This is a genomic window from Grimontia kaedaensis, from assembly GCF_023746615.1.
Lineage (GTDB): Bacteria > Pseudomonadota > Gammaproteobacteria > Enterobacterales > Vibrionaceae > Enterovibrio > Enterovibrio kaedaensis.
In genome coordinates this window covers 212941-236813 of the sequence record NZ_CP082275.1, presented here as the reverse complement: position 1 = coordinate 236813, position 23873 = coordinate 212941, and the positions used below count along the sequence as shown (strand labels likewise).

The window sequence follows — 23873 nt, the reverse complement described above, 5'->3', positions numbered from 1 at the left end:
GATCAAAAATCAGATCAAAAGGTTTATTGTCACCATGACAATCATCAATATTGCATTGGAGAAGTCCGGCGCTCCTATGTATCGGCAAATAGCCGATGCCATTGCGGATAAAGTGGATAGCAAAGAACTGGCACCGGGAACAAAACTGCCGACCCACCGCGCACTGGCGGATGCGTTGTCTGTCACGGTAGGAACAGTCACCCGCGCCTATGCAGAAGCGGAGCGGCGAGGCATTGTCGAAGCCAAAGTCGGTGCCGGTACCTACATTTGCGAGAACAACCGCCCACTGTGGTCGTTTTCCGACCCTGAACGACAGGATGCATTGAGCTTTGGCTACAACGTGCCGCCAAGCATTAACCGTGCTGATCTCTTCGCAGAGGCATTGGAGCAACTTGCCGCCCACCCGCAGGAACTCAATAGTCTGATGTTGTATCAACCGCCTTCCGGCATTGTGCGTCACCGTGAAATTCTGGCCGACTGGTTGAATGGGCATCAGGTGAACACCGATCCGTCGCGCTTGCTGTTCTGCTCGGGCGCACAAAATGCCATGCAGCTTTGCCTGATGACCCTTTGTCGAGCTGGCGATACCATCCTCACCGACAAGTTCACGTACCCCGGTTTACTCAGTCTTGCCAGACAGCTGCAACTCACGGTGAAGCCCGTAGAGATGGATGAAGAAGGCATGTTGCCAGAATCACTGAGCGCAGCCTGCCAGCAATATCAGGCGAGATTGGTGTACCTCACGCCAACCCTACAAAACCCGACGACAGCGACCATGAGTGAAGCGCGCCGACATGCACTCATCGAGGTATGTGAACAACAGCAATTGATGATCGTGGAAGATGACATCAATGGCCTTCTTCCCCGCGAACGGCCTTCGCCGATGGTCAATCTGGCGCCTGACAATGTGATATATATTGGTGGGCTGGCGAAGACGCTGGCGCCAGGTCTTCGTCTTGGTTTCCTGCATCTGCCGGAGCGTTTCTATCCCCATTTCGTTAACGCGCTGCAAAACCACAGCTGGATGATCAGCCCGCTATTAACCGCCATGGCGGCGATCCTTTTGGAGAATGGCTCAGCAAACCAGATCCTCGAAACCATTCGTACTGAAATGGAAACACGGTGGGAGATCGTTACCCGCTATCTTGGTACTGAGTCGATGCGTTACCACCCCAACGCGTTTCACGGCTGGCTGACATTGCCCGAAGCTTGGTCGCTAAGCGAGTTTCTGGCCGCGAGCAAAGCGGAAGGACTCGAACTGAAATCATCTGAGCTTTTTGTACCCGCGGGATATTCCGCGCCGCCTACGGTACGAATTGCTGTGAGCGCCCCAACTAGTCGTGAGTTACTTGAACAGGGCTGCGAAAAGCTGGCCAAGCTGTTGAGCAACCCACCACTGACTGAATTTGCGTTGTAAGAGATAGAAATGGAACAAACAGCAAGCAAGCCTTTCGTGCCGATGAAAGGCGGTAAGAATCCACATGTTCAAACCCTGCTTCCGCGCATTTTGCGCAGAAAAGCGGTCTTTGAACCAGTCTGGCAACGTCTTGAAACGCCGGATGGGGACTTTCTGGATATCAGCTGGACGCAAGACCCCACCGCCATTGGTGACAAACCTATTGTGGTGCTGTTTCACGGCCTTGCTGGGTGCTTTTATAGCCCTTATGCCAACGGCTTGCTCAACGCCTTCAAACAGCAAGGTTGGGTTGGCGTTTTAATGCACTTTCGCGGTTGCAGCGGCTCGCTGAACAAAATGTCACGCAGCTATCACTCAGGTGAAACGGGCGATGCCCGCTTCTTCCTTGAGCACCTCGAGCAACGGTTTCCTGAGAATACCAAAGTCGCAACTGGTGTTTCCCTCGGTGGCAATATGCTGGTGCGCTATCTGGCAGAGTTTAAAGACGATCCCATCATTCAAGCCGGATGCGTCATCAGCCCACCTTTGGATTTGTCAGCATGTTCAAGTCGCATTCGCCAGGGGTTTTCCCGCGTCTATCAAGCGTATCTGCTTCGCTCAATGAACCGCACCCTCGGTAACAAGCTTGCCCGTCACCCGCAAATCGGGCACTGGAAAAGCGGGGAGAAAGTGGCGATATCGAACCTCTATCAGTTCGACCAAACCGTCACAGCACCATTGCATGGGTTCAGCGATGCTGAGGATTATTATCGCCAATGCAGTGGTTTAGGTGTGTTGCAGGAAATTGCGACTCCGCTCAAAGTGATCCATGCTAAAGATGATCCCTTTATGACGGAAGCGGTGATCCCCCAAGCGCCGCTACCGGACAACATTGATTATCACCTGACCGAATATGGCGGTCACGTCGGATTTGTCTCCGGCACCTTGAACTCACCAGACTTCTGGTTGGAAACAGAGGTGCCACGCTGGTTAGCCCTGCACATCGACGTTGAATGAAGGCGCAATAACACCAAAAACGCAGGGAGAGAGAGGTGGACAATGGCAATATCTCGCACTGCTTTTATGCTACTTTGGTGGCTGCCATTCACTGTGCAAGCAGATAATTCAGACTCTTTGCGCTTTGGGCCCTTGATTGCCCAAAGCCAAGCGCCACTGCAAATCACCGGGTTAACCCCTATCCTACAGGACCCGTTTCAGTCAACAGTGGGACAAACGGAGCTCTTTACCTCAGCGACCATCGGCAGCGTGTGGGCAAACACTCCGGAATACCAGTTTGACTACTATCACAACCAATTTATGGCCGGTTTTATTCACGCGTTGGATGAAGAAAATAGAGTCGGGGTTTGGCTGCAATACCGCTACGCTGCCAACAACCGATTGGATGGCCTTACGGAAAAATTCCACAGTATTTTTGGCATTGACCAAAATGGCCGGACAGAGGTTGATGAAGACAGGTTCTATATTCATATCCCCGATACCATGGATGAACCAATCGCAGATTTCGTTGGCGACCCAATCGTCAGTGCCATAAACCTTTATGGCGAGCAAATCCTGTATCAATCGATGCACCACGCAGTCAGCGCTGGCGTCACCCTTTTCTTCAACCGCGTGAGCCATGGTGTGTTTGCCAATACCTCTTTCGAGCAATCAGTCCAAATCAACTATGGCTACCAAAGGGAAAAGCACAGACTGACCGCCATGATTTCCCTCGTTCACCGCCCTGACAAACAGCAGCACTTCATCGATATCAAACCTTGGGGTGTCAGCGCTGGGGTCAGCTATCAATATCAGTGGTTTGAGCACCACGAACTGATCGGAGAATACCTGATATCACAGGGAAAAGGGGATAGTGCAGGGCTGGGTGAACTCAATGCCTTGGTGCACGAGTTTGCGCTGGGTTATCGCTACCTTTTTGGCAACAGTGCGATAGAATTGGTAGCTCTAGAGAATATGTTCAATCACGATAACAGCACAGATATCGTGTTTAACGCCACCTTCCGGCACCGTTTTTTGTAGTAGGTAAAGCCACCATGATCGTTCCCTGGCAAGAGATCCCAGAAGAGACCCTGAGAAACCTGGTTGAGCACTTTGTGCTGCGCGAAGGGACAGATTACGGCGAGCAGGAAGCAAGCTTTGAGGAAAAGGTGGAACAGGTCTACAACCTGCTCAAAAACAAAGAAGCCGTGGTGGTGTTTTCTGAGCTGCACGAAACGGTGGATATCAAACCTGTGCGATCGCTTACCTAAGCTTGACCAAGTCACCGAGACCCTGTTAACTGTTGCCATCTTTCTAAATTGACAGGGTTTGTCATGTCTGCAAAACACCCCATTATTGCAGTCACCGGTTCGTCCGGCGCAGGGACTACCACCACTTCAGACGCATTCCGTAAGATTTTCAACATGATGAAGATCAGCGCTGCCTGGGTGGAAGGTGACAGTTTTCACCGATATACCCGTCCTGAAATGGACGTGGAAATCCGTAAAGCCAAAGAACAGGGCCGTCACATCAGTTACTTCGGCCCAACTGCCAACGACTTCCCAAGGCTCGAATCTTTCTTCAAGGAATACGGCGAGGAAGGTACGGGGCAATTCCGCCGTTATCTTCATACCTTTGACGAAGCCGTACCTTACAACCAAATGCCGGGTACCTTTACAGCATGGCAGGATTTGCCCGAGAACACCGATCTCATGTTCTATGAGGGGCTGCACGGCGGTGTGGTAGAAGGCGAGATTAACGTCGCCCAACACGTCGATCTGCTGATCGGCATGGTGCCAATTGTGAACCTGGAGTGGATCCAGAAGTTTGTCCGAGATACACGAGACCGTGGTCACTCCCGCGAAGCGGTAATGGATTCCATTGTCCGTTCGATGGACGACTACCTGAACTACATCACTCCGCAGTTCAGCCGAACCCACATCAACTTCCAGCGTGTCCCGACGGTAGATACGTCGAATCCGCTGAACGCTAAAGGTATTCCAAGCTTAGACGAGAGCTTCGTAGTAATCCGCTTTCGTGGCATCAAGAAAGTCGACTTCCCTTACCTGCTGTCGATGATCCAAGGCTCTTTTATGTCTCGCCATAACACGCTTGTGGTACCCGGCGGCAAGATGAGTTTCGCCATGGAGCTGATTATCCGTCCGCTTATCCAGCAACTCATTGAAACGGGCAAAATCAGCTAACACTCCCGTGCCGAATACCATGTTTAAACGTGATCTGCCATCGATAAAATCTATTGCGGATTACGTTTTTATCCATTAGACCGAACATATATCCTGTCCTTAACTTAGTCTTGCTGGTTATTTTTTAATCAGCGGAAGCAAGACAATGTCATAAAAGAGGACAGAGCCATGTCACTGAAAGGAACCAAAACCGAGCAAAACCTCAAAGACGCCTTTGCCGGTGAAAGTCAGGCAAACCGTCGTTATCTCTATTTCGCATCAAAAGCAGACATTGAAGGCTACAACGATGTCGCTGCCGTTTTTCGCTCAACTGCCGAAGGTGAAACAGGCCACGCACACGGCCATCTGGAATACCTGGAGGAAGTGGGCGACCCTGCCACAGGTTTACCTATGGGTAACACCGTAGAAAACCTTAAAGCGTCGATTGCTGGTGAAACCCATGAATACACCGATATGTATCCGGGTATGGCCGCTACGGCGCGCGACGAGGGTTTCGATGAGATCGCGGACTGGTTTGAAACGCTAGCGAAAGCAGAGCGCAGCCACGCCAACCGCTTCCAGAAAGCACTCGATAACCTCGACAGCTAGCCGCTTCCAAGGGCGGTTTTCCGCCCTTACTCAACGCGGCAGGCGTATCCGTTAATGCCAGACATTTTGGCAGAGTCAGTAACAGGGACACGTCATGAAAGAAAAACGCGAAGGAGGCATTGAAGCCCCAACCCGCCACGCTATTGAGTGGCAATCCCCAGACTTCTACGATCGCGAAAAGCTCGAAGCAGAAATGGAACGCGTCTTCGATGTTTGCCACGGCTGCCGTCGCTGTGTCAGTCTTTGCGATTCCTTCCCTACTCTGTTTGACCTTATCGACGAATCTGAAACCTTCGAAGTCGATGGGGTTGATAAAAAGGATTATCAAAAGGTCGCAGATCAATGCTACCTCTGTGACATGTGCTACATGACCAAATGCCCTTACGTCCCGCCGCACGAGTGGGAAATCGACTTCCCACATCTGATGCTGCGCGCCAAAGCAGTAAAATTTCGTGAACAAGGGGCCTCAATGAGGGACAAGCTACTTTCCAGCACAGATTTGGTAGGTGGTATGGCAACCATTCCCATTGTGGATGTCACCGTGAACGCGATGAACAAAAACAGCGCATTTCGCAGCGTGCTTGAAAAGGCTGGTGTGCACAAAGACGCCATCGTGCCGACATACGACAGTAAAACCATGCGTAAACGCGTTGCCCCAATGGCGAAAACCATCACGGCGGAACCAGCAGGTGAAACCACAGGGAAGGTGGCTATGTTCACCACCTGTTATGGCAATTACAACAGCCCAGAACTCGGTGAGGATTTCTACAAAGTCTTCCAGAAAAACGACATCCATATCGAAGGGGTCGGTAAAGAACGTTGCTGCGGCATGCCTAAAATGGAACTGGGCGACTTGGAAAGTGTTCAGCGCGCCAAAGAAGAAAATATTCCGCAGCTTCTTGCAATGGTTGAAAAAGGGTTCGACCTTATCGCCCCAGTGCCATCCTGCGTGCTGATGTTCAAACAGGAGCTTCCGCTCTTGTTTCCCGATGACCCGGGTGTCGCTAAAGTCCGCGATGCTTTCTATGACCCCTTCGAATACCTGATGCTTCGCCACAAGGCAGGCAAGCTCAGCACAGAATTTGATACCCCGCTCGGTGACATCAGCTACCACGTTGCCTGTCACCTGCGGGTGCAAAACATTGGTTTGAAAACCGCAGAGCTGCTCCGTTTGGTGCCCGGCACTCAGGTGGCACCGGAGCAACGCTGCTCGGGGCACGACGGTACTTACGCTGTGAAAGTGGAAACGCATGATAAGGCGGTGAAAATTGGTCGTCCCGTGGCAAAGAAAGTGAAGCAAGCCAATGCCGACTACTTTGCCAGTGACTGCCCGATGGCTGGCGCACACATTGCCAAACTGGCAGAGGTGGATAAGCCAATACACCCGATGACCTTATTGAGGAAGGCCTATGGCCTTTAACAGGGAGCGATAACCATGGAAAAACTGACTGCAGACGACCTGATGACGCTAGAGGATTACGCCCGCGCACGCGCCCAATTCCGCCACCAAATCATGGAGCACAAAAAACACCGCTTCGTGAAGCTTGGGGATCATGCAAGGCTGATTTTTGAAAACCGTCAAACCATCCAATACCAAATTCAGGAAATGCTGCGCATTGAGCGCATCTTCGAGCCAGAGGGCATTGCAGAAGAATTGGATGCCTACAACCCGCTGATCCCTGATGGCTGCAACCTGAAAGCCACCATGATGATTGAGTATGCTGACCCTGACATCAGGAAAGTAGAACTCGCCAAGCTCATTGGCGTGGAGAATAAAGTGTGGCTGAGAGTCGGCAACGACGCGAAGGTTTATCCTATCTGTGATGAGGATCTTGAGCGTGACAATGACGAAAAAACCTCGAGTGTGCACTTTATGCGATTCGAGCTCACTCCGTCCATGATCAGTGCCCTCAAACGTGGCGAAACATTGACTGCAGGCGCAGATCATTCTGCTCTCACTATAGAGGTCAATGTCGCTGATGATGTGCGAACCGAACTGTCTGAGGATCTAGATACACCGCCGATAAACTAAAGGAGGGGATTTCCCCTCCTTCGCTCATTCATCATCAGGAGCAATAGTCAGCACCAGAAGATTATGCGTTTTCAATGATCTCGTAAGAGTGGATCATTTCCACCCCCGCTCCGAGCATCAAGCAAACAGAGCAGTATTTCTCGAGACTGTCTTTCACCGCAGAGGCTACCCGGCTCTCATCAAGCGCTTTACCTGTCACGACAAAGTGAATATTGATTTTGGTAAACAGCTTTGGTGCTTGCTCACGGCGTTCAGCACTTAGCTCAGCCACACAGGAAATCACCTGCTCTGCATTTTCTTTTAGTGCTGCAACGACGTCGACAGAACTACATCCGCCCGCGCCCATCAGCACCATTTCCATTGGGCTTGGGGCATTTGCACCACCGTTTCCATCCATCACAATGCTATGGCCGGAATTTGAGAGCCCGAGGAAGGTCTCGTTTCCACACCACTTGACGCTTGCTTGCATTTCTTACCTCCAATTACTTTCAGTGTCGTGATCTTATCCACATTTTTAGCCTTTAATAGGGGCTTAAGTCCATATCAAAATCAAGAAATCGTGCTGGAAAAAGGATAAACTCAATGACTCAAACAGAGAGCTTGTAGCCTGACTGCCGACACTTTATGCTATCCGACGGACTTGTGCCGCAGGACGGTGGGCTAAGGAAGACTCATCAGGCAACAACTGCAGAGGAAATGAGATATATGGTTCCAGGAAAACCTCAAACAGACCCAACACTAGAGTGGTTCCTTTCACACTGCCACATTCATAAGTACCCTTCGAAAAGTACTCTTATCCACGCGGGTGAGAAAGCAGAAACGCTGTACTACATCGTGAAAGGCTCTGTGGCAGTACTGATCAAGGATGAAGAAGGCAAAGAGATGATCCTCTCTTACCTCAACCAGGGCGACTTCATTGGCGAACTGGGCCTATTTGAGGAAGATCAGGAGCGTACCGCTTGGGTTCGCGCAAAATCTCCATGTGAAGTTGCAGAAATCTCATTCAAGAAATTCCGCCAGCTGATCCAAGTTAACCCAGACATCCTTATGCGCTTGTCATCTCAGATGGCTCGCCGTCTGCAAGTGACCAGCCAGAAAGTCGGTGACTTGGCGTTCCTGGACGTAACCGGTCGCATCGCTCAGACACTGCTGAACCTAGCAAAACAACCAGATGCAATGACCCACCCAGACGGCATGCAAATCAAGATCACCCGTCAGGAAATCGGTCAAATCGTTGGCTGTTCACGTGAAACCGTTGGCCGCATCCTGAAGATGCTAGAAGAGCAGAACCTGATTTCTGCACACGGTAAAACCATCGTGGTATACGGTACTCGCTAAGAGCGCTTTGCTTAAAATGAAAGCCACCGCTTATTCGGTGGCTTTTTTGTTTGCAGTGTGATCAAAATCACAGCGATTTTCCTGCGAATGTCATCATTCGGTGCTAGTTTTCAATGCAAGCCATGTATGCATTCGCATGCATTTGCTGTATTGAGGAACATCGGCATGGACATGGAAATCCAACACTTTTCACCATCAACGCAACAGCCGCCAATTTCCGTCACACCGGGGCATCTCAGCATCGAAATGACCGGATTCAGCGACCCGTCCCACTATCATATTCAGCGTATGCTAGGCGAAGACAGGGGCCGTTTTGATACATCTTCGAACGATGAGTGGCCAACCTCACTGACTTCCTAGGCTGGCTCACAACATCTGACGCGTTTACTGATCGGTACTTTCGAAGATCTTATCTGCTGACGCTTCGACAAAACCTTGGTAGAGCAAACCATCTGACAACGGGTAACGCTTGGCGAATTCGTAGAAGCCACCAGGGATGCTTTGTTCGCCATCGCTGAAAACCACACTCACTTTGTCAGCCATGGTCGAAGACTGCTCAAGGCACACTTCAGGGCTACCCTTCACTTCTCCACCAGACTCGTTAATGGCAAAGCCTGACTGACGCAGAAGGTCATTCACACCTTTTACTGTGTCGAGCGTGCTCAGCTGATTCACACTGACTGTAAAGTGGTTAGCACCAAACCCGTGTGCTGACAGCCATCCTGCATATTCACTTTCATCGGCCAGTTTCTTATAGGTATCAAAGTCGATATCCCACAGGCGACCACCGTACAGAAAAGCAGGATCATTCAAGGCATCCTCATCGACCTGGTCCACCAGCGAGCGGACAGCCAGTTGAAGTTCAGATGAACATTGCCCCACCAACAGCTCACTGATGAAGACTTTGGGCGCATCAGGGTTAGGATGTTCAAAATGGCGCGCAAACAGCTTTTTGGCTTTGAATTCGTACTCACCCTTTGGCTCGTAGCCTAAGGCAATGAAAGGGGCTGCCAATCTGTCTAGGCCCACTTTTGGCAGCGCAAACGTACGCAGCGCAATATGGTCATTCAGTAGCGGTGTCCCCTCTTCCAGCAAGTGATGCACCTTCGCAGCCGAAGGACACAGACGTGCAGTGTAATCTTTCCAAAGTCCGTCGAATAAAGCCTGAACGCGTTCCATCACATCCTCCTGAATGCTTGTGATTACGGAATATTAAAGCGAGAGCCCAGGGCTCAACTGTGCGGGTAGTGAAACGTCTTCACCTTCCATAGATGCCATCGGGTAAGCACAGTAGTCAGCAGCATAGTAAGCGCTTGGACGAAGATTGCCTGACGCACCAGGACCACCAAACGGTGCATCACCGCTGGCTCCCGTCAGCTGTCGGTTACGATTCACGATGCCCGCGCGGATGTGGTCGAGGAAGTAATCCCACTCCGCATCATCCGTGGACACCAGGCCTGCGGACAATCCGTAGCGGGTGTCATTAGCAAGCTCGACGGCCTGTTCCAGCGAATCATAACGAACCACCTGAAGCAGTGGGCCGAAGTATTCTTCATCTGGAAGATCTGCAATTTTGCTCACTTCAATGATGCCTGGAGACACGACAGCATCGTGCAACAACTCTGCTTTTAGCAGCGATTCGCCACCCAGAGATTCCAGATTCGCCTGCGCAGCCAGAATGCCTTCTGCGGCGCGAATAGAAATCTGCGCGCCCATAAACGGTGCTGGCTCATCGAACTGACCACCGACACGGATATTCTTGGTCATCGCGACCAAACGGGAAAGCAAGGCATCGCCCTTGTCACCCTTAGGTACATAGAGTCGACGGGCACAGGTACAACGTTGACCTGCGCTGATAAAGGCTGACTGGATGATGGTGTATGCCGTGGCATCTACTTCGCCGTAGTCATTGGAAATCACCATGGGGTTGTTGCCGCCCATTTCAAGCGCCAGCATTTTGCCCGGCTGACCCGCAAACTGGCGGTGAAGGATATGGCCAGTATTGGCACTGCCGGTAAACAGCAGGCCATCAATGCCTTTTGATTGCGCCAGCGCTTCACCAGTTTCACGACCACCCTGAACCATGTTGATCACACCCTCAGGTAAACCCGCTTCAATCCATAGCTTGAGGGTTTCTTCGGCCGTTTTCGGGGTTAGGTCTGATGGTTTGAACACCACAGTGTTACCCGCTAGCAATGCTGGAACAATGTGACCATTCGGCAAGTGCCCAGGGAAGTTATATGGGCCAAATACCGCCATCACACCCAGCGGGCGATGACGCAGCACCGCTTGTGTGCCCGCTACGTCTTTTGCCCGTTCACCAGTACGTTCCTGATAGGCACGCAAAGAGATACCGATTTTTCCGACCATGGCCGCCGCTTCTGTGCGGGTTTCCCAAAGCGGTTTACCCGTTTCTTCGGCGATCACTTTCGCAATATGCTCGCTATTTTCTTTTACTTTTTCCGCGAAACGCTCCACCAGCGCCTGGCGCTCGGTAAACGGCGTTTTTTTCCAGCTAATAAACGCACAACGCGCGGCATCAACCGCCGCTTCCACTTGCTCAGGCGTGGCCGCTTTGCCGGACCAGACCGCTTCGCTGTTAAATGGGTTGAGCGATTCGAACGCGTCGCCCTTACCCTCAATGGCTTTGTTCTCAATCCATTGTGTCATTGATCGTCTCTCCTAAACCGACACCAGACGCACGGTATCTCCATCTTGTACAAACAGCGCTTCTGCCACTTCCTTGCTGATGAGCACTTCATTGCGCTCTTCATCGACACCAACCTTGGTTGCAGTGGCGCGGAAGTTTTCAAAGTCACTGTTACAGATCAAATAATCCTGTGCGCTGCTGTGCTCGGCGATCTTCACTCTTGCGGTGAATGACCGACGAATAGAATCTATGTTCTGGCGAAGGCACTCTACCGTTGGGCCAGCATCGAAAATGTCGACATAGCCACGGCAAGTGAAACCTTCTTTTTCCAGAAGGCGAAGTGCCGGACGGGTTTTCTCATGCACCTGTCCAATCACTTCACGCGCTTCTTCACTCAATAGACTCACGTAGATTGGCAGCTTAGGCATCAGATCAGCGATGAAGCCTTTCTGGCCCGTTCCTGTCAGGTAGTCTGCCAAGGTGAAATCAATCGAGAAGAAATGCTCTTTAAGCCAAGCCCAGAATGGCGAGTTTCCATCTTCATCGGATACACCGCGCATTTCTGCGAAAATGACGTCGGAGAATTTTTCCGGGAACTGGGCCAGCATCAGGAAGCGGCATTTAGACAGCAATTTACCGTTCAGTCCCTGACGGAACTCCGGGCGCAGGAACAGGGTGCAAATTTCCGTCGCACCCGTGTAGTTGTTCCCGAAGGTCAGGACTTCCACCACGTTATGCACATCCAGACGACGTGAATGGTGGACGATTTTGCTGATGTGATAGCTGTAAAACGGATTGTCCAACCCGATGGCAGCTTCAATGCCGGTAGTGCCTGCCACTTCGCCAGTTTCGGTGTCCTCCGCTACCATGAGGTAGCCTTCCATACCCGGTGCTTGCGCGTTACGGGCGAAACTCTCTACAGAATGGTCAATGCGACCTTTGATCAGTGTTTCATCCACTGGCAGAGAAGTGAAACCATGTCCGGATTCCTCAGCACATAGCATGAGTGCGTCAAAATCCGTTTCTCTGATTGGGCGAATTACCAGCATCTTACTTCCTCCTGATGCGATGGGTGGGTCAAGACCTCGGGCGATCACGCCGCCGTCAGTTTTGCCAGTGCGCGATCCAGTCGCGCGAGACCTTCTTCTACTTCTTCTTTTGTGATAACCAGTGATGGAGTCATACGTACCACGTTGGTACCAGCAACCAGTAACAGCAAACCTTCTTCGCCAGCAGCCAGCAGTACATCGCGGGCACGCCCTTTCCACTCTTCGTTGAGAGCGGCACCAATCAGCAGGCCTTTGCCGCGAATTTCGCTGAACATATTGTATTTGGCATTCAGTGCTTCCAGCCCTTCACGGAACCATCCTTCGCGCTCTTTCACGCCTGCCAATACTTCCGGCTTGCTCACCTCGTTCACCACCGCTTCTGCTACCGCAGACGCCAGCGGGTTACCACCGTAAGTGGAGCCATGGGTACCAACTTTCATGTGAGCAGCCAGTTTTTCAGTGGTCAGCATGGCACCGATTGGGATACCACCGCCCAGCGATTTCGCCGTGCTCAGGATGTCTGGCGTTACGCCAGTTTGCTCATACGCGTAGAAAGTGCCTGTACGGCCATTACCTGTCTGAACTTCATCGAAAATCAGCAGAGCATTGTGCTTGTCACACAGCTCTCGAACGCCTTGAACGAAAGCTGGGTCAGGAGTAACAATACCGCCTTCACCTTGCAGTGGTTCCATCATGATGGCGCAGGTTTTGTCAGACATGGCTGCAGCCAGTGCATCCAAATCGTTGTAAGGCAGATGGGTGACGTTGCCCGGTTTTGGTCCGAAGCCATCGGAGTATGCAGCTTGACCACCCACGGTGACGGTGAAGAAAGTACGGCCGTGGAAACCTTGGGTAAAGGCGATAATTTCGCTCTTCTCTGGGCCGTGGACGTCTACTGCCCAGCGGCGTGCCAGTTTCAGCGCTGCTTCGTTCGCTTCTGCACCAGAGTTAGCAAAGAAAACACGATCAGCAAAACTCACTTCAGTCAGCTTTTTCGCCAAGCGCAATGCTGGAGCGTTGGTCATAACATTGCTCAGGTGCCAGAGCTTTTCAGCCTGAGCTTTCAGTGCATCTACCATCACTGGGTGGCAATGACCCAAACAACTTACGGCGATACCACCGGCAAAATCGATGTATTCACGATCGTCCTGATCCCAAATACGAGCGCCCTTGCCTCTGTCCGGGATCATATTCATGGGTGCATAACATGGCACCATCACTTCATCGAACAGTTTACGTTCTACTTTATGTTCGGCTGTCATCGCTCATATCCTTCTGTCGATTCTGCTATAAGCATAGTATTTACATTTCATTAACCGCATCAATAGCAGAAAATTTTATAATCTAGCGCAATAAACTATGGGAAATTCACACAAGTGCCATATTTATGCGTGAAGAAGGGTAAATGATTAATAGAACAAGCGGTAAGACTGTCTTTCCTGTTGGGAAATAAACGAGAGATGGCACGAAGGGAGTGAATAAGGTTTCACTGTTAATGGCAGGAAAACGACGAAACAAAAATGTAAAAAGAGTGATGATGATCGGCTTTCAACACAGACTCGGAAGGTTGAAATCTTAGGTTGTCATCAATTGCGGGTAAGGAAGTTTTGCAGCAGTTGATGGCCTTGCTCAGTCAATATACTCTCCGGATGGAACTGCACGCCCTCAAGGTCGAGGGTTTTGTGGCGTATCCCCATGATTTCATCGAAACCACCATCCACTTCCGTCCACGCAGTGATTTCAAAACAGTCCGGCAGCGAGTTGGCTTCCACGACCAGGGAATGATAACGCGTCACGGTTAGCGGATTATTGAGCGACTGGAACACACCGCAATCGCGGTGAACCACAGGGCTGGTTTTGCCGTGCATCACTTGTTTGGCGCGAATGACCTTGCCACCAAACACCTGAGCAAGCGCCTGATGCCCCAGACACACACCAAGAATCGGCAGTTTTCCGGCAAAGTATTCAATGGCCTGAAGGGAGATGCCGGCGTCATCTGGCGTGCAAGGGCCAGGCGAAATGACCAAGTGTGAGGGTGCCAAGGCTTCGATATCGGCCAGGGTGATAGCGTCATTGCGGTGAACTTCCACTTCGACACCCAACTGACAAAAGTACTGATACAGGTTGTAAGTAAAAGAGTCGTAGTTATCAATAATCAGCAGCACAGTCGTTCCCATCACGTCCTGCCCGCCAAACATCAGCGGGACTGGGCGCAAATGCTAACACAGGCTTATTCGCACTGCATCAGAACTCGTTGATAGGAAGAATAGGCGTCGGCCAGGGCGAGGCAAGCCAGTCGAAATAGAGTCGACATAGCTCTTCACTGTTCTCATCGAGAATATGAATAAGCCTTGGGTCAGCCAGTGTTCCAGCCTCTTGTGAGAGCGTCGATATTGCCGTTTTCACACGTTCAGACACACTGCCTTCCAAAGCCTCGATTTCTATGTCGATTGCTTCTGCCACGGTTACAACCCGGCACTCTTCCGGGATTTTTTCGGCTTCCACTTCAGGAAACCCCGAGCCATCCCATCGGGTGTTCTTGTACGTCAACAAGGTCGCAGCGACACAGGCAAAACCTTTGGTGGCCTCTGATAGCAGCAGCAAACTCCGACTTTCTGCTGTCGTGTTGTTGCCGCCATCGTCCCAAAGCTCGCCAATCTGGCAGAGAGGGTAAGCTAGGCCAATATCCTCTGCTTTGGATTTGGTGAGACCATATTTCACAGCCAACCATTCACAAAATTTGGCAATACGAGGCGCAGTGATTTCCACATAGTTATTGTGAAGTGCGGCTACTGCGGCGATCTGATTAATCACCAGCTGATAGTTTTCGCGCATGATGGTGGCTCGCGCCTCACCGAGCAGATTGGCAACACGGCTTTTCACCAACTCGGGTGAAACTGGCTTGATCAGAAAGTCTGCCGCGCCGCTTTTTAGCCCTTCCACTTCGCTTTGGTATTCATCCAGCGCCGACACGATAATGATAGGAATATGGCTAACCGTCTTTTCATTCTTAAGCACACGACAAACTTCATAACCGTTCATTCCCGGCATCATGATATCCAGAAGAATCAAATCCGGGCGTTGTTGCATCGCTAGCTCAATGGCCCTCTCGCCACTTTTAGCGAAGATCAGCGTGTATTGATCCTGCAGGATGGTTCGCATCACATGCAGATTGCTCGGTTCATCATCGACCACAAGCACTTTATACGCCATAGCCTTGTACTCCCGTGTTCTGTGACATCGGCATCTGTTCTGTCACTGCCAGAATCAAACGGTATGCCTCATCCAGCTCAAAGCTTTCAATAGATGCCACAAACTGTGACAGCAAGGGTGGAGAGACAAATCCCGCCATCATTGGCACCAGTTCTTTGTATAGCTCGTCGTCATACTGCCCTTCTGCGAGCTTGCTGACGAACATTTCGGTTTTGCGTTCAAACAGTTCTTGCGGCATTTTGCCGACTAAGGAATCGTCTTCCAGTTCATGTGCCCTGACACCCAGATAAGCCAGAGCCCGATCAAACGTTTCTTCCAGCGTGTGTCGCAGCAGCTCGAGTTTGGACTCCGCTTTCACCACGTCCCCCGCTTCCACACAGCCCAGTAGCTTTGCTATCCGCAGTTCAACAGCCGGGAAGCCGATACATTTGGCAGCCTCTTTTGCCTGTTTCAGCAAAGGTTCCAGTGCCTCAGGCTGCTCCTTCAGTAAGTGACGGATAGTGTCCGGCAGATCGTTGTAGGTAGAATGAAATTCGCGGATAACACTCAGAAGGATGTCGGTCGTTGGCCAGTGCTGGAGTGCCCAGGCATCATCAAACAAGTCAACATCCTCATTGGGAGGACTAAGTACTGCGATGTTATCAGCAGAGTCCCCGCCGCAGCATTTCGCCAGCATGACGAACACATCACTGCTGATAAATGGTTTATCAATCGAGAAGTCAAAGCCCAGCGTCTGCCACTGGTTGTCAGTGGTCGGATCGACGGCCAGTTTCATCGCGACAACCTTGAGCGGCTCTTCCCGGCACACGATCGCCCAACTGCGCAAGGTTTGCGGTGTGGGATAGTGCTCGTCACTGAGATAGGCATCCAGGAACACCAAATCCACGGGCTGAGTTTTCAGCACGTCTTCGGCTGACTCAAGATCAGTAAAAGTCAGCACTTTCACCCCTTGTCTCAGCAGCATGTCACGAAGCTCCTGTTGGTTGCGTTGCACATCATCGATGACCAGAACTTCCAGGGAAGGAAGCGCAAAGTTCACGGCTGACTCATCACCCATTCTGGAGGAACTTTGCGCGGGAATGAGTGGCAGATCGGCATATACCACGGAGCCATGAATTGATTCGCCATCAAACCAGAGATGGCCGCCCATCAATTCGATAAGTTGTGTCACCAGTGTGGCGGAGAGCGTCTGCCCGGTATTTACCGCTTCATCTTCCTTAGCTGCTTTCTGATTGTGCGCATAGCTTGCTACCGCAAATCTCACCACATCATTGGTGGGTAACACATGAAGCGCCACATTACCTTTTTCAGTTTTCGTCAGTGCACTTCGCATCAGGTTTTGCAGCAGCTGTTTGATACGACGCGAGTCACCAACATAGTGCTCCCAAAGCGCATCGTTGTAATAGAGGCTGACGTGAAGGTCACGGGCTTGCACTGTCTCGCGGGCAATAAATTCAATCTGCCGACAAAGCTGCACCAACGAGAAATCGGCAATGTCGAGCGGCAAGGATTGGCTTTCTAGTTTTGATGTATCAAGAATATCGTTGATGAGTTTCAGCAGGCTATTGCCAGACTCGCGGATCACTTCCAAGTGATGGCGATGCGCAGGACTGGCTGCTTCTTCAATCAACACTTCCGTTAACCCAAGAATAGAGTTCATCGGCGAGCGGAATTCATAGCTCATGTTGGCTAGAAAAGAGGCCTTAGACTGGGTTGCTTTCTCGGCAAGTCGCAGCTTTTCCTCAAACTCTTCTTCGGCTTCGTGCTTCTCGGTGACATCGATGATGACACCATCAATCCAAGTGCTGCCGTCTTCCGCACGGTAGCTATGTCCGATTTCCCAGAACCATTTCTGCTCATCATTACGGGTCAGGAATCGGTACTCACAGTCATATTTGCCGTTGCGGCGCGAAGCCAGCTCACGCACTTTACGATAGCTTGCAGTGTCGCTTTGGTGGATACGATCGACAAAATGAGAAACACCATTTTCTCCCGTCAGGATAGAAGCACTGTAACCTGTCAGCGGCTTCGCCGCATCGCTGATATAAACGATATGCCGCGTCGCCCCTGTCATCTCCCTGAACGCCATACAAGGCAGATTGGATACCAGCGCGCGGTACTGTTTGGCATTTTCGCGCAGTGCCCAAGCCATACTCCGCTGCTCTGAAATATCTGAAATTACGGCAACAAACTCATGCTGTCCCTGCGATTCGTGGTGGCCGATAGACAATCTGACCGGGAGTTGTGACCCATCACGCCGCTTTGCCATGACTTCACGCACTGTCCCAACCACAGCAGAATCCACACGCCGTTCAAGATAATTGTGGATATACATGTCGTGGCGATGTTGATGTTCATCTGTCACCAACATGCGCACGTTCTTACCTAGCACTTCAGATGTATGCCAGCCGAAAATCCGCTCTGCAGAGTGGTTGAAGTAAGTAATGTTGCCCTTTCGATCGATAGCAATGATGGCTTCAGTTGCCGTCTGGAGAATAGACGTCAGTTGCTCTTCACGCTCGCTATGTAAGCGCGCTTCTGCATGACTGCAAAGCCAAGCGTTCGCCAATTGATTGAAAACAACAACGAACATAGCCAGAAATGCCTGTACCAACACCACATCTAGGATGGTAAACAACACGGCTTCGTTGCGAATAGGCTGGCGAGACAACACCACAGCATCAGTCGACGCCAGCGCCATAACTAGCGACGCCACGGTAAAGCTTGCGCCACTCAAAAGGCCCGCCGTCAGGTTCCTGTCCCAGAACCCCGTTTTCACCGCAGCAAAGCGGTTCCATATCGCCACGGTGACGAGAAACCCTGCTATCACCGCAGCAAAACTGTAGATGGCTGCGTCCAATTGGGAGATAGAGGCGAGATTGACGCCGGTGAAGGCAAGTAAGTTTTGCAGCACCAGCGCAGTCATGATGAGTCCGGAAGCCATTAAAAGTCGAAATGGACTGTTTTTGCCGAACGCAATCATCCTTAAGGCAGAGAAATTCAGCGCGAATGTCAGTAACAATGGCAGATAGAGCAATGAGGGCTGGAAGCCGAGGGATTGATAGGTCGGGCTGGCAGTGACATTCGCCACATGCACCAAAGACATACTGACCGTTAGCGTGAGTGCATTCACCGGAACTGTAGATACCTTTAGCCAAGGCAGCTTTTGCTCTTCCAGCGGACGATGAATAAATGTCATGGCGGCAGCAATAAAGGCTGCCATGGCCGCCAATAATTGCAGCCAGGGATCAATATACCCCGTCGGCAGTAATTGCTCGCTCGCCGCGGGTAAAAGGAACATCGACAGTGATTCAATGATCGACATGAAAGCTTCCGAAGCCAAAATGGTGATGCCTCACCTGTGCACTGGTAACCGGAATTTCTCGGGTGCCTGACACGTAGCATCACAAATACAAGACATTACCTTGCCCATGAGACATCTCTAAAGCTTAGTCAAGATTCTGCAGGCAACCCATTAAAAGGTCAGAAAAAAACAGGCTCCCGAAGGAGCCTGTGGCAGGATAAGTCGACGACTATTTGATCTTACACTGGAATCCTTTAAACACAGCGCGTGTGTTTTCTTCCAGTACTGCGTCACCACAAGGGATGGCGATAAAGCCCCACAAGCGGTAGCCAAGCTCAACGGTATCGCCGTAACTTACGCCAAGCTCTTTCAAGAACTCGCTGTTTTGATTGTATTTACGGTTAGTTTTCCAACGTAGCCACGGACGATCTTCGTCAACATAACCATTCACCGTTGGCTGAACCCAGAAGATGCTCTTGTTCTTGAAGCGAAGTTTGAACTTCTGAACCGGATCTGGGTAGTTCAGGCTCACAATTACAGGGTCGTGATCTGAAGAGGAGTACGGGTTAGTCGACTTGACCAAATCACCGGTGAAGCGGCCTGAGTACTCAAACAAGGTGCTTTCCACCGAGTTAATGTGCCAGTCTTCCACGCCAGTGACTTTCTCAAGTAAGCTGGCATTACCGACTGCATGGTCAAGGCTGCCCAGTTCACCATCAAAGGTGTAAGAGAAGGCTTCTTCACCCAATACGTAGCTGGCGAGGTTGATGTAACCAAAACCATCACCCACTTCTCGCGCGGTTTCATCCAAAGTTTCACCGGCGATAGAAGTCCCTGCTGCGGTCACAATTTTACGTTCTGCAGTGTCTGCATCGTAATCTGTCATCACACGCATTGGATCTTCCTGGCCGTAAGCATTGAAGTCACCCAAGGCGATGATGTCACCTTCAACACCTGCCAGTGCATTACCCAGTGTTTCTGCCGCCGAAACGCGGAACTCGTTACAACGGCCCTGAAGATCGGCTGGATCATCGTCAAATTCACCGGCTACCCAATCTTCGTAACAGCCAGAGCCTTTCGACTTAAAGTGACTGACCGCAATTGACAAGCTTTCATCTTTCACACCAAAGGTTTGCAGTAAGCTATCACGCTGGAATTTATCCAACTGACGGGTCTCACCATCTGGGTTTTCACCACTGATATGCTGCTCTGGCATACGGACAACCGTTGCATCACCTTGAAGTGATACTTTTGCCGGACGATAAATCAGTGCAACCTGAATCGCATCACCACCAAGGAATGCACCTTCCGTCAGATCAGCTTCTGCCGGAGTGACAAACGCATAGTGGTCAGCCTCATCAGCAAACTGGGTATTCAACTCAGTCACCAGATTCGCCAATGCGCCGTTTTCACCAAAGCCATTGTTTTCGATTTCCATCAGACCGACGATATCAGCATCCATGGCCGTCAATGCGTTCACGATTTTCGCTTGTTGTAATGCGAACTCAGCAGCGTCTTTCGTACCACGGTTACAGCCACGCGATGCGTCAGCATCTGCCTGATCATCACACGTCACGTTCAGATCACCGCCAATCGCACTGGCACTGGTGAAGTAATTCAGTACGTTGAAGCTTGCGACTTTCAGGTTGGTGCCCTCAAACGCTTCAGGTGCCGCCGTGCGGTCTTCATCACGCACGAAGTCGCTTGCCACCAGCTCATTAGTTACCACCAGACGGTAATCACTGAAGCTGTAACCAATCACACCTTCGAGGTTAGTGACAGTATCGCCGATACGAATATAACCCTGCTCAGCATCCAGACCCGGGAAGTAAGGCACAACACCATTCGGCGCTTTGAGGTCTGACTCCACAAACAGTTGGTTTGCATCATTAGCTGCAGCCAAGGCTACCGCGTCATCAGAGCCAGCAATATACAGTTGTGTCGGTTTAAAGTTGGGCGCTTCGTATGAAAGTACCATGTTGTTTCGGAAAGCATCGTAATCAAATCCGAAGTTACGGGTTACGACCAGTTCACTTTCCTGCGTCAGACGCACTTTCATGCCTTCATGACGTTCAAGCGCCGCATCCAGCGTTTCACCCTCTTCCACTGCCAAATCAGTGACAGGAAGCTCGCCCACGGTATCGATCACCTCCCACTGCTTGTCGGACGCATCCAGTTGAGTGAGATTGAAAAACTCTTTGACAGTACCCGCCACACAAACCTGCATGCCAGGCTCAATACCCTGAGGGGCATCTCCCGTAAAGATGAACAGACCATCTGAGGTTGCGTTGTCGCCATCACCGTTCGCGTCCTGAAGCCAGAAGCCTTTATAGAGGCTCTCTGTTACCGCGGTAACAACACCTTCGACATAGTAGGTACCCTCAGCTTCAAAACTGCCATCTGGTACCAGTGGGCTGCGATCACCACTGCCTTGAATCGCATAAGTCGGTGTAAGGGTCTCACCTTCACAACTGAAGGTGCCGCCACCTCCACCACCATCACAAGCGCCAACACCGCTACAACCCAGACCGTCAAAGGTATTTTGTGCGAAAGATTGCCATTCCACTGAGGCGTCAAACGCCGAAGACGCATCTGTGCGACCTGTGCTGCCGTCGATACGGCGCAGCGTGATATCTTTTCCGTAGTTGCCGCTGTTACCTAGCTGCCCGAGGCTGTCGAGCACGTTATCGTTTTCATCGACCAAGGCCACCACGTCATTGCCATTGAAAGAGAGCGAACCAGAAGTTTGCTGGCTGACGTCGGTGACTTCGCCCGCCGCGCTGCTGTTAGTAACCACGTAGCTTTCACCTGCTGCCAAGGTGCCGGCAAGCGCAATTGTATTACCAAAACTGGTGGCACCGTTGAAAGCCAATCGGAGCGAGAGGTTGTCGAGAGAAGCATCCCCTGAACCCGTGTTAGTCAGCTCTATCGCTTTATTGTTGGAGGAGCCTTCGACGTATTCCGTGATGAGAATGTCAGCACTGGCAGGAAGCGCTGCACTGAGAGCCAGAGCCAGAGGGCTCCATGTAAAGATCTTCATTTTCTGTCCTTATTGGGATTGAAGTCATAAACAGTGCAAATGATTTAACATCTCGACATGTCATTTACGTGATGGGAAGCCCAAGTTTGTATATCAATTCTGACATAGCACTCAACAATCAGGACGGCGTTCAGAAATCAACAATTTCAGATAACAACAAAAATCACGAGAAGGAGGGGGGAATTGAAGGCGAACGTGGAGGGAATAGCGGCGAAAATAAAAAAAGCAGCGATTTCTCGCTGCTTTTTTCAACATTCTAAACGGTGCTTATGGGCAAGCAACAAAGCCCACTGCTTCGTACACTTTTTTCAGTGTGTCAGCAGCGCGTGCAGACGCTTTTTCTGAACCAGCTTTCATTACCTGATCGAGATACGCTCGGTCAGCACGGAGCTCCTGATAGCGTGTCTGTACTGGCTCTAGCATAGCAACCACAGCATCAGCAGTGTCTGTTTTCAGATGACCATACATCTTGCCTTCATACTCTGCTTCGATTTCAGCAAACGTTTTACCCGTCGCCACGGACATCAGGCCCATCAGGTTGGCAACACCTGGCTTGCTTTCGATATCAAACAGCACACGTGGTGGCTCGTCTGAGTCAGTCACTGCACGTTTGATTTTCTTGGCGATCGCTTTCGGGTCTTCCAACAGGCCAATCACGTTGTTGCGATTGTCATCAGACTTCGACATCTTCTTGGTCGGATCCTGCAGGCTCATTACACGAGCACCCACTTGTGGGATGTAAGGTTCTGGTACTGTAAATACCTCGCCATACACGTTGTTGAAACGGGTTGCGATATCGCGCGCAAGCTCAAGATGCTGCTTCTGGTCGTTACCTACCGGCACCTGATTCGCTTGGTACAGCAAGATGTCAGCGGCCATCAGCACAGGATAACCAAACAAGCCAGCGTTGATGTTTTCAGCATGGCGTGCTGACTTGTCCTTGAACTGGGTCATACGGTTCAACTCACCCATTTGGGTGTAACAGTTCAGCACCCAACCCAGCTGGGCATGCTCAGGCACATGAGACTGGATGAAAAGATTACTTTTCTCTGGCGTCACGCCTACAGCCAGACACAGCGCCAGCGAGTCCAGTGTTGCTTCACGCAGCTTTTCCGCTTCCTGACGAACAGTGATCGCGTGCAGGTCTACGATGCAGTATTGGCAATCGTAATCGTCCTGCATTTGCTCCCACTGACGCAAAGCTCCAATGTAGTTGCCGATACTGAGTTCGCCTGATGGCTGAACACCGCTAAGTACAATGGGTTTGGTCGTAGGATTACTCATGTTCTTTCTGTTCCTGTCAGTCAATTCAGCCAGCATCGCTGCTGGCTGTCATTTCGAGAAATAAGTCGAAGCTTTAATTTACGCTGTTTTTTCGGTGCTGAGAACCGTTAAAAGCTGGTTGAAGTGGTCAGCGACAAATTCCGGGGCACTGTCGCTGATTGGCTCGCCATAGTTATATCCGTAAGTCAGGCCCACAGAAACGTAACCTGCATTTTTCGCGGCGAGGATATCGTTTTTCGAATCGCCCACCATCAGCATGTTTTCGTTGCTCAGGCTGTGCTTGTCACGCAGGCTGAGAAGACCTTCCGGGTCTGGTTTGTTGGTTGGCAGAGAATCACCACCGATCACGTCAGTAAAGAACTGCGCTAGATCCAAGTCTGCAAGTATTTCCGGTACAAACTGATAAGGCTTATTGGTGACAATGCCCAGTGTATAACCTGTTGCTTTCAGTTCGGTCAGCGTCTCTTTTACGCCCGGATATACAATGGTTTTGTCGTGGCCGTTGTTTGCGTAGTGAAAATCAAAACGCTCACGGACTTTTTGATACAGCGCTTCATCAATATCAGCCTTGATAGTGACGCTCTGACTCAAGGCACGCTTAAGCATGATTTCCGCTCCATTGCCAATCCAGTTGCGTACTTCATCGTCTGTTGGCGAGTAAAGATCGTGGTCAGCCAATGCCATGCGAATACCTTCTGCCAGATCCGGCACGCTATCTACCAGCGTTCCATCAAGGTCAAAGGCAATATATTTGATGTTGTCAAAGTTTACCGTCACGG

Annotated in this window: 21 protein-coding genes; 10 read left to right on the top strand and 11 right to left on the bottom strand. The window is 50.9% G+C overall.

All coding sequences use genetic code 11. From position 1 onward, the window contains the following. Positions 1-34: 34 nt before the first annotated feature. The 8 genes from K6Q96_RS01135 to K6Q96_RS01100 all read left to right on the top strand — a co-directional run bounded on the left by K6Q96_RS01135 (position 35) and on the right by K6Q96_RS01100 (position 7216). Positions 35-1417, top strand: coding sequence for an aminotransferase-like domain-containing protein (locus K6Q96_RS01135; RefSeq protein ID WP_251877198.1), 1383 nt, complete (start codon positions 35-37; stop codon positions 1415-1417). Positions 1418-1426: 9 nt separating this feature from the next. Then, the gene (locus K6Q96_RS01130) at positions 1427-2413 is read left to right on the top strand and encodes a hydrolase (RefSeq protein WP_251877197.1); all 987 of its coding nucleotides are present in this window, start codon (positions 1427-1429) and stop codon (positions 2411-2413) included. 42 nt (positions 2414-2455) lie between these two features. Beyond that, positions 2456-3433, top strand: coding sequence for a DUF3187 family protein (locus K6Q96_RS01125; RefSeq protein ID WP_251877195.1), 978 nt, complete (start codon positions 2456-2458; stop codon positions 3431-3433). Positions 3434-3447: 14 nt separating this feature from the next. Further along, a complete protein-coding gene (locus K6Q96_RS01120; protein ID WP_251877193.1) occupies positions 3448-3663 on the top strand; it encodes a YheU family protein in 216 nt (71 codons plus the stop codon). Positions 3664-3726: 63 nt separating this feature from the next. Then, positions 3727-4596 (top strand): phosphoribulokinase, encoded by an 870-nt coding sequence (locus tag K6Q96_RS01115; protein WP_251877191.1) that lies wholly within the window; start codon positions 3727-3729, stop codon positions 4594-4596. Positions 4597-4764: 168 nt separating this feature from the next. Then, positions 4765-5184 carry a rubrerythrin family protein gene (locus K6Q96_RS01110; protein ID WP_062667065.1) on the top strand — a complete coding sequence of 140 codons (420 nt, stop codon included), beginning with the start codon at positions 4765-4767 and terminating at the stop codon, positions 5182-5184. A 94-nt stretch (positions 5185-5278) separates the two neighbouring features. Next, on the top strand, positions 5279-6604 hold the full coding sequence (locus tag K6Q96_RS01105; RefSeq protein ID WP_251877189.1) for a heterodisulfide reductase-related iron-sulfur binding cluster: 1326 nt from the start codon (positions 5279-5281) through the stop codon (positions 6602-6604). A 15-nt stretch (positions 6605-6619) separates the two neighbouring features. Beyond that, entirely contained in the window at positions 6620-7216 is a 597-nt protein-coding gene (locus K6Q96_RS01100) for a DUF3501 family protein (protein ID WP_251877187.1), read from the top strand. A gap of 61 nt (positions 7217-7277) precedes the next feature. Here the strand turns inward: K6Q96_RS01100 and K6Q96_RS01095 are convergent, their stop codons facing one another. After that, a complete protein-coding gene (locus tag K6Q96_RS01095; protein ID WP_251877186.1) occupies positions 7278-7685 on the bottom strand; it encodes an OsmC family protein in 408 nt (135 codons plus the stop codon). A gap of 236 nt (positions 7686-7921) precedes the next feature. On the opposite strand from K6Q96_RS01095, the gene crp reads away from it, so the two are divergent. Together crp and K6Q96_RS01085 are read left to right on the top strand one after the other, a co-directional pair. Further along, the gene (crp, locus tag K6Q96_RS01090) at positions 7922-8554 is read left to right on the top strand and encodes a cAMP-activated global transcriptional regulator CRP (protein WP_002535199.1); all 633 of its coding nucleotides are present in this window, start codon (positions 7922-7924) and stop codon (positions 8552-8554) included. A 165-nt stretch (positions 8555-8719) separates the two neighbouring features. Next, positions 8720-8914, top strand: coding sequence for a hypothetical protein (locus tag K6Q96_RS01085; protein ID WP_251877184.1), 195 nt, complete (start codon positions 8720-8722; stop codon positions 8912-8914). 24 nt (positions 8915-8938) lie between these two features. Here K6Q96_RS01085 and K6Q96_RS01080 read toward each other — a convergent pair whose 3' ends face one another. The 10 genes from K6Q96_RS01080 to K6Q96_RS01035 form a co-directional block, all read right to left on the bottom strand. Beyond that, on the bottom strand, positions 8939-9733 hold the full coding sequence (locus K6Q96_RS01080; protein WP_251877182.1) for a DUF1338 domain-containing protein: 795 nt from the start codon (positions 9731-9733) through the stop codon (positions 8939-8941). Between the two features lie 33 nt (positions 9734-9766). Further along, positions 9767-11224 carry a succinylglutamate-semialdehyde dehydrogenase gene (gene astD, locus K6Q96_RS01075; protein ID WP_251877181.1) on the bottom strand — a complete coding sequence of 486 codons (1458 nt, stop codon included), beginning with the start codon at positions 11222-11224 and terminating at the stop codon, positions 9767-9769. A 12-nt stretch (positions 11225-11236) separates the two neighbouring features. Further along, on the bottom strand, positions 11237-12253 hold the full coding sequence (gene astA, locus K6Q96_RS01070; RefSeq protein ID WP_062667050.1) for an arginine N-succinyltransferase: 1017 nt from the start codon (positions 12251-12253) through the stop codon (positions 11237-11239). A 44-nt stretch (positions 12254-12297) separates the two neighbouring features. Next, a complete protein-coding gene (locus K6Q96_RS01065; RefSeq protein WP_251877179.1) occupies positions 12298-13515 on the bottom strand; it encodes an aspartate aminotransferase family protein in 1218 nt (405 codons plus the stop codon). 324 nt (positions 13516-13839) lie between these two features. Next, positions 13840-14418, bottom strand: a complete 579-nt coding sequence (locus K6Q96_RS01060) for an aminodeoxychorismate/anthranilate synthase component II (RefSeq protein ID WP_251879549.1) — start codon at positions 14416-14418, stop codon at positions 13840-13842. Positions 14419-14497: 79 nt separating this feature from the next. Beyond that, positions 14498-15466: a response regulator gene (locus K6Q96_RS01055; protein ID WP_251877177.1), complete on the bottom strand. Its 969-nt coding sequence runs from the start codon at positions 15464-15466 to the stop codon at positions 14498-14500. Continuing rightward, entirely contained in the window at positions 15456-18791 is a 3336-nt protein-coding gene (locus K6Q96_RS01050) for a PAS domain S-box protein (protein ID WP_251877175.1), read from the bottom strand. The genes K6Q96_RS01055 and K6Q96_RS01050 overlap by 11 nt, the downstream gene beginning before the upstream one ends. 208 nt (positions 18792-18999) lie before the next feature. Further along, a complete protein-coding gene (locus K6Q96_RS01045; RefSeq protein WP_251877173.1) occupies positions 19000-21810 on the bottom strand; it encodes an ExeM/NucH family extracellular endonuclease in 2811 nt (936 codons plus the stop codon). A 267-nt stretch (positions 21811-22077) separates the two neighbouring features. After that, a complete protein-coding gene (trpS, locus tag K6Q96_RS01040) occupies positions 22078-23094 on the bottom strand; it encodes a tryptophan--tRNA ligase (RefSeq protein ID WP_251877171.1) in 1017 nt (338 codons plus the stop codon). Positions 23095-23172: 78 nt separating this feature from the next. After that, on the bottom strand, positions 23173-23871 hold the full coding sequence (locus tag K6Q96_RS01035; protein WP_251877169.1) for a phosphoglycolate phosphatase: 699 nt from the start codon (positions 23869-23871) through the stop codon (positions 23173-23175). Between the last annotated feature and the right edge of the window lie 2 nt (positions 23872-23873).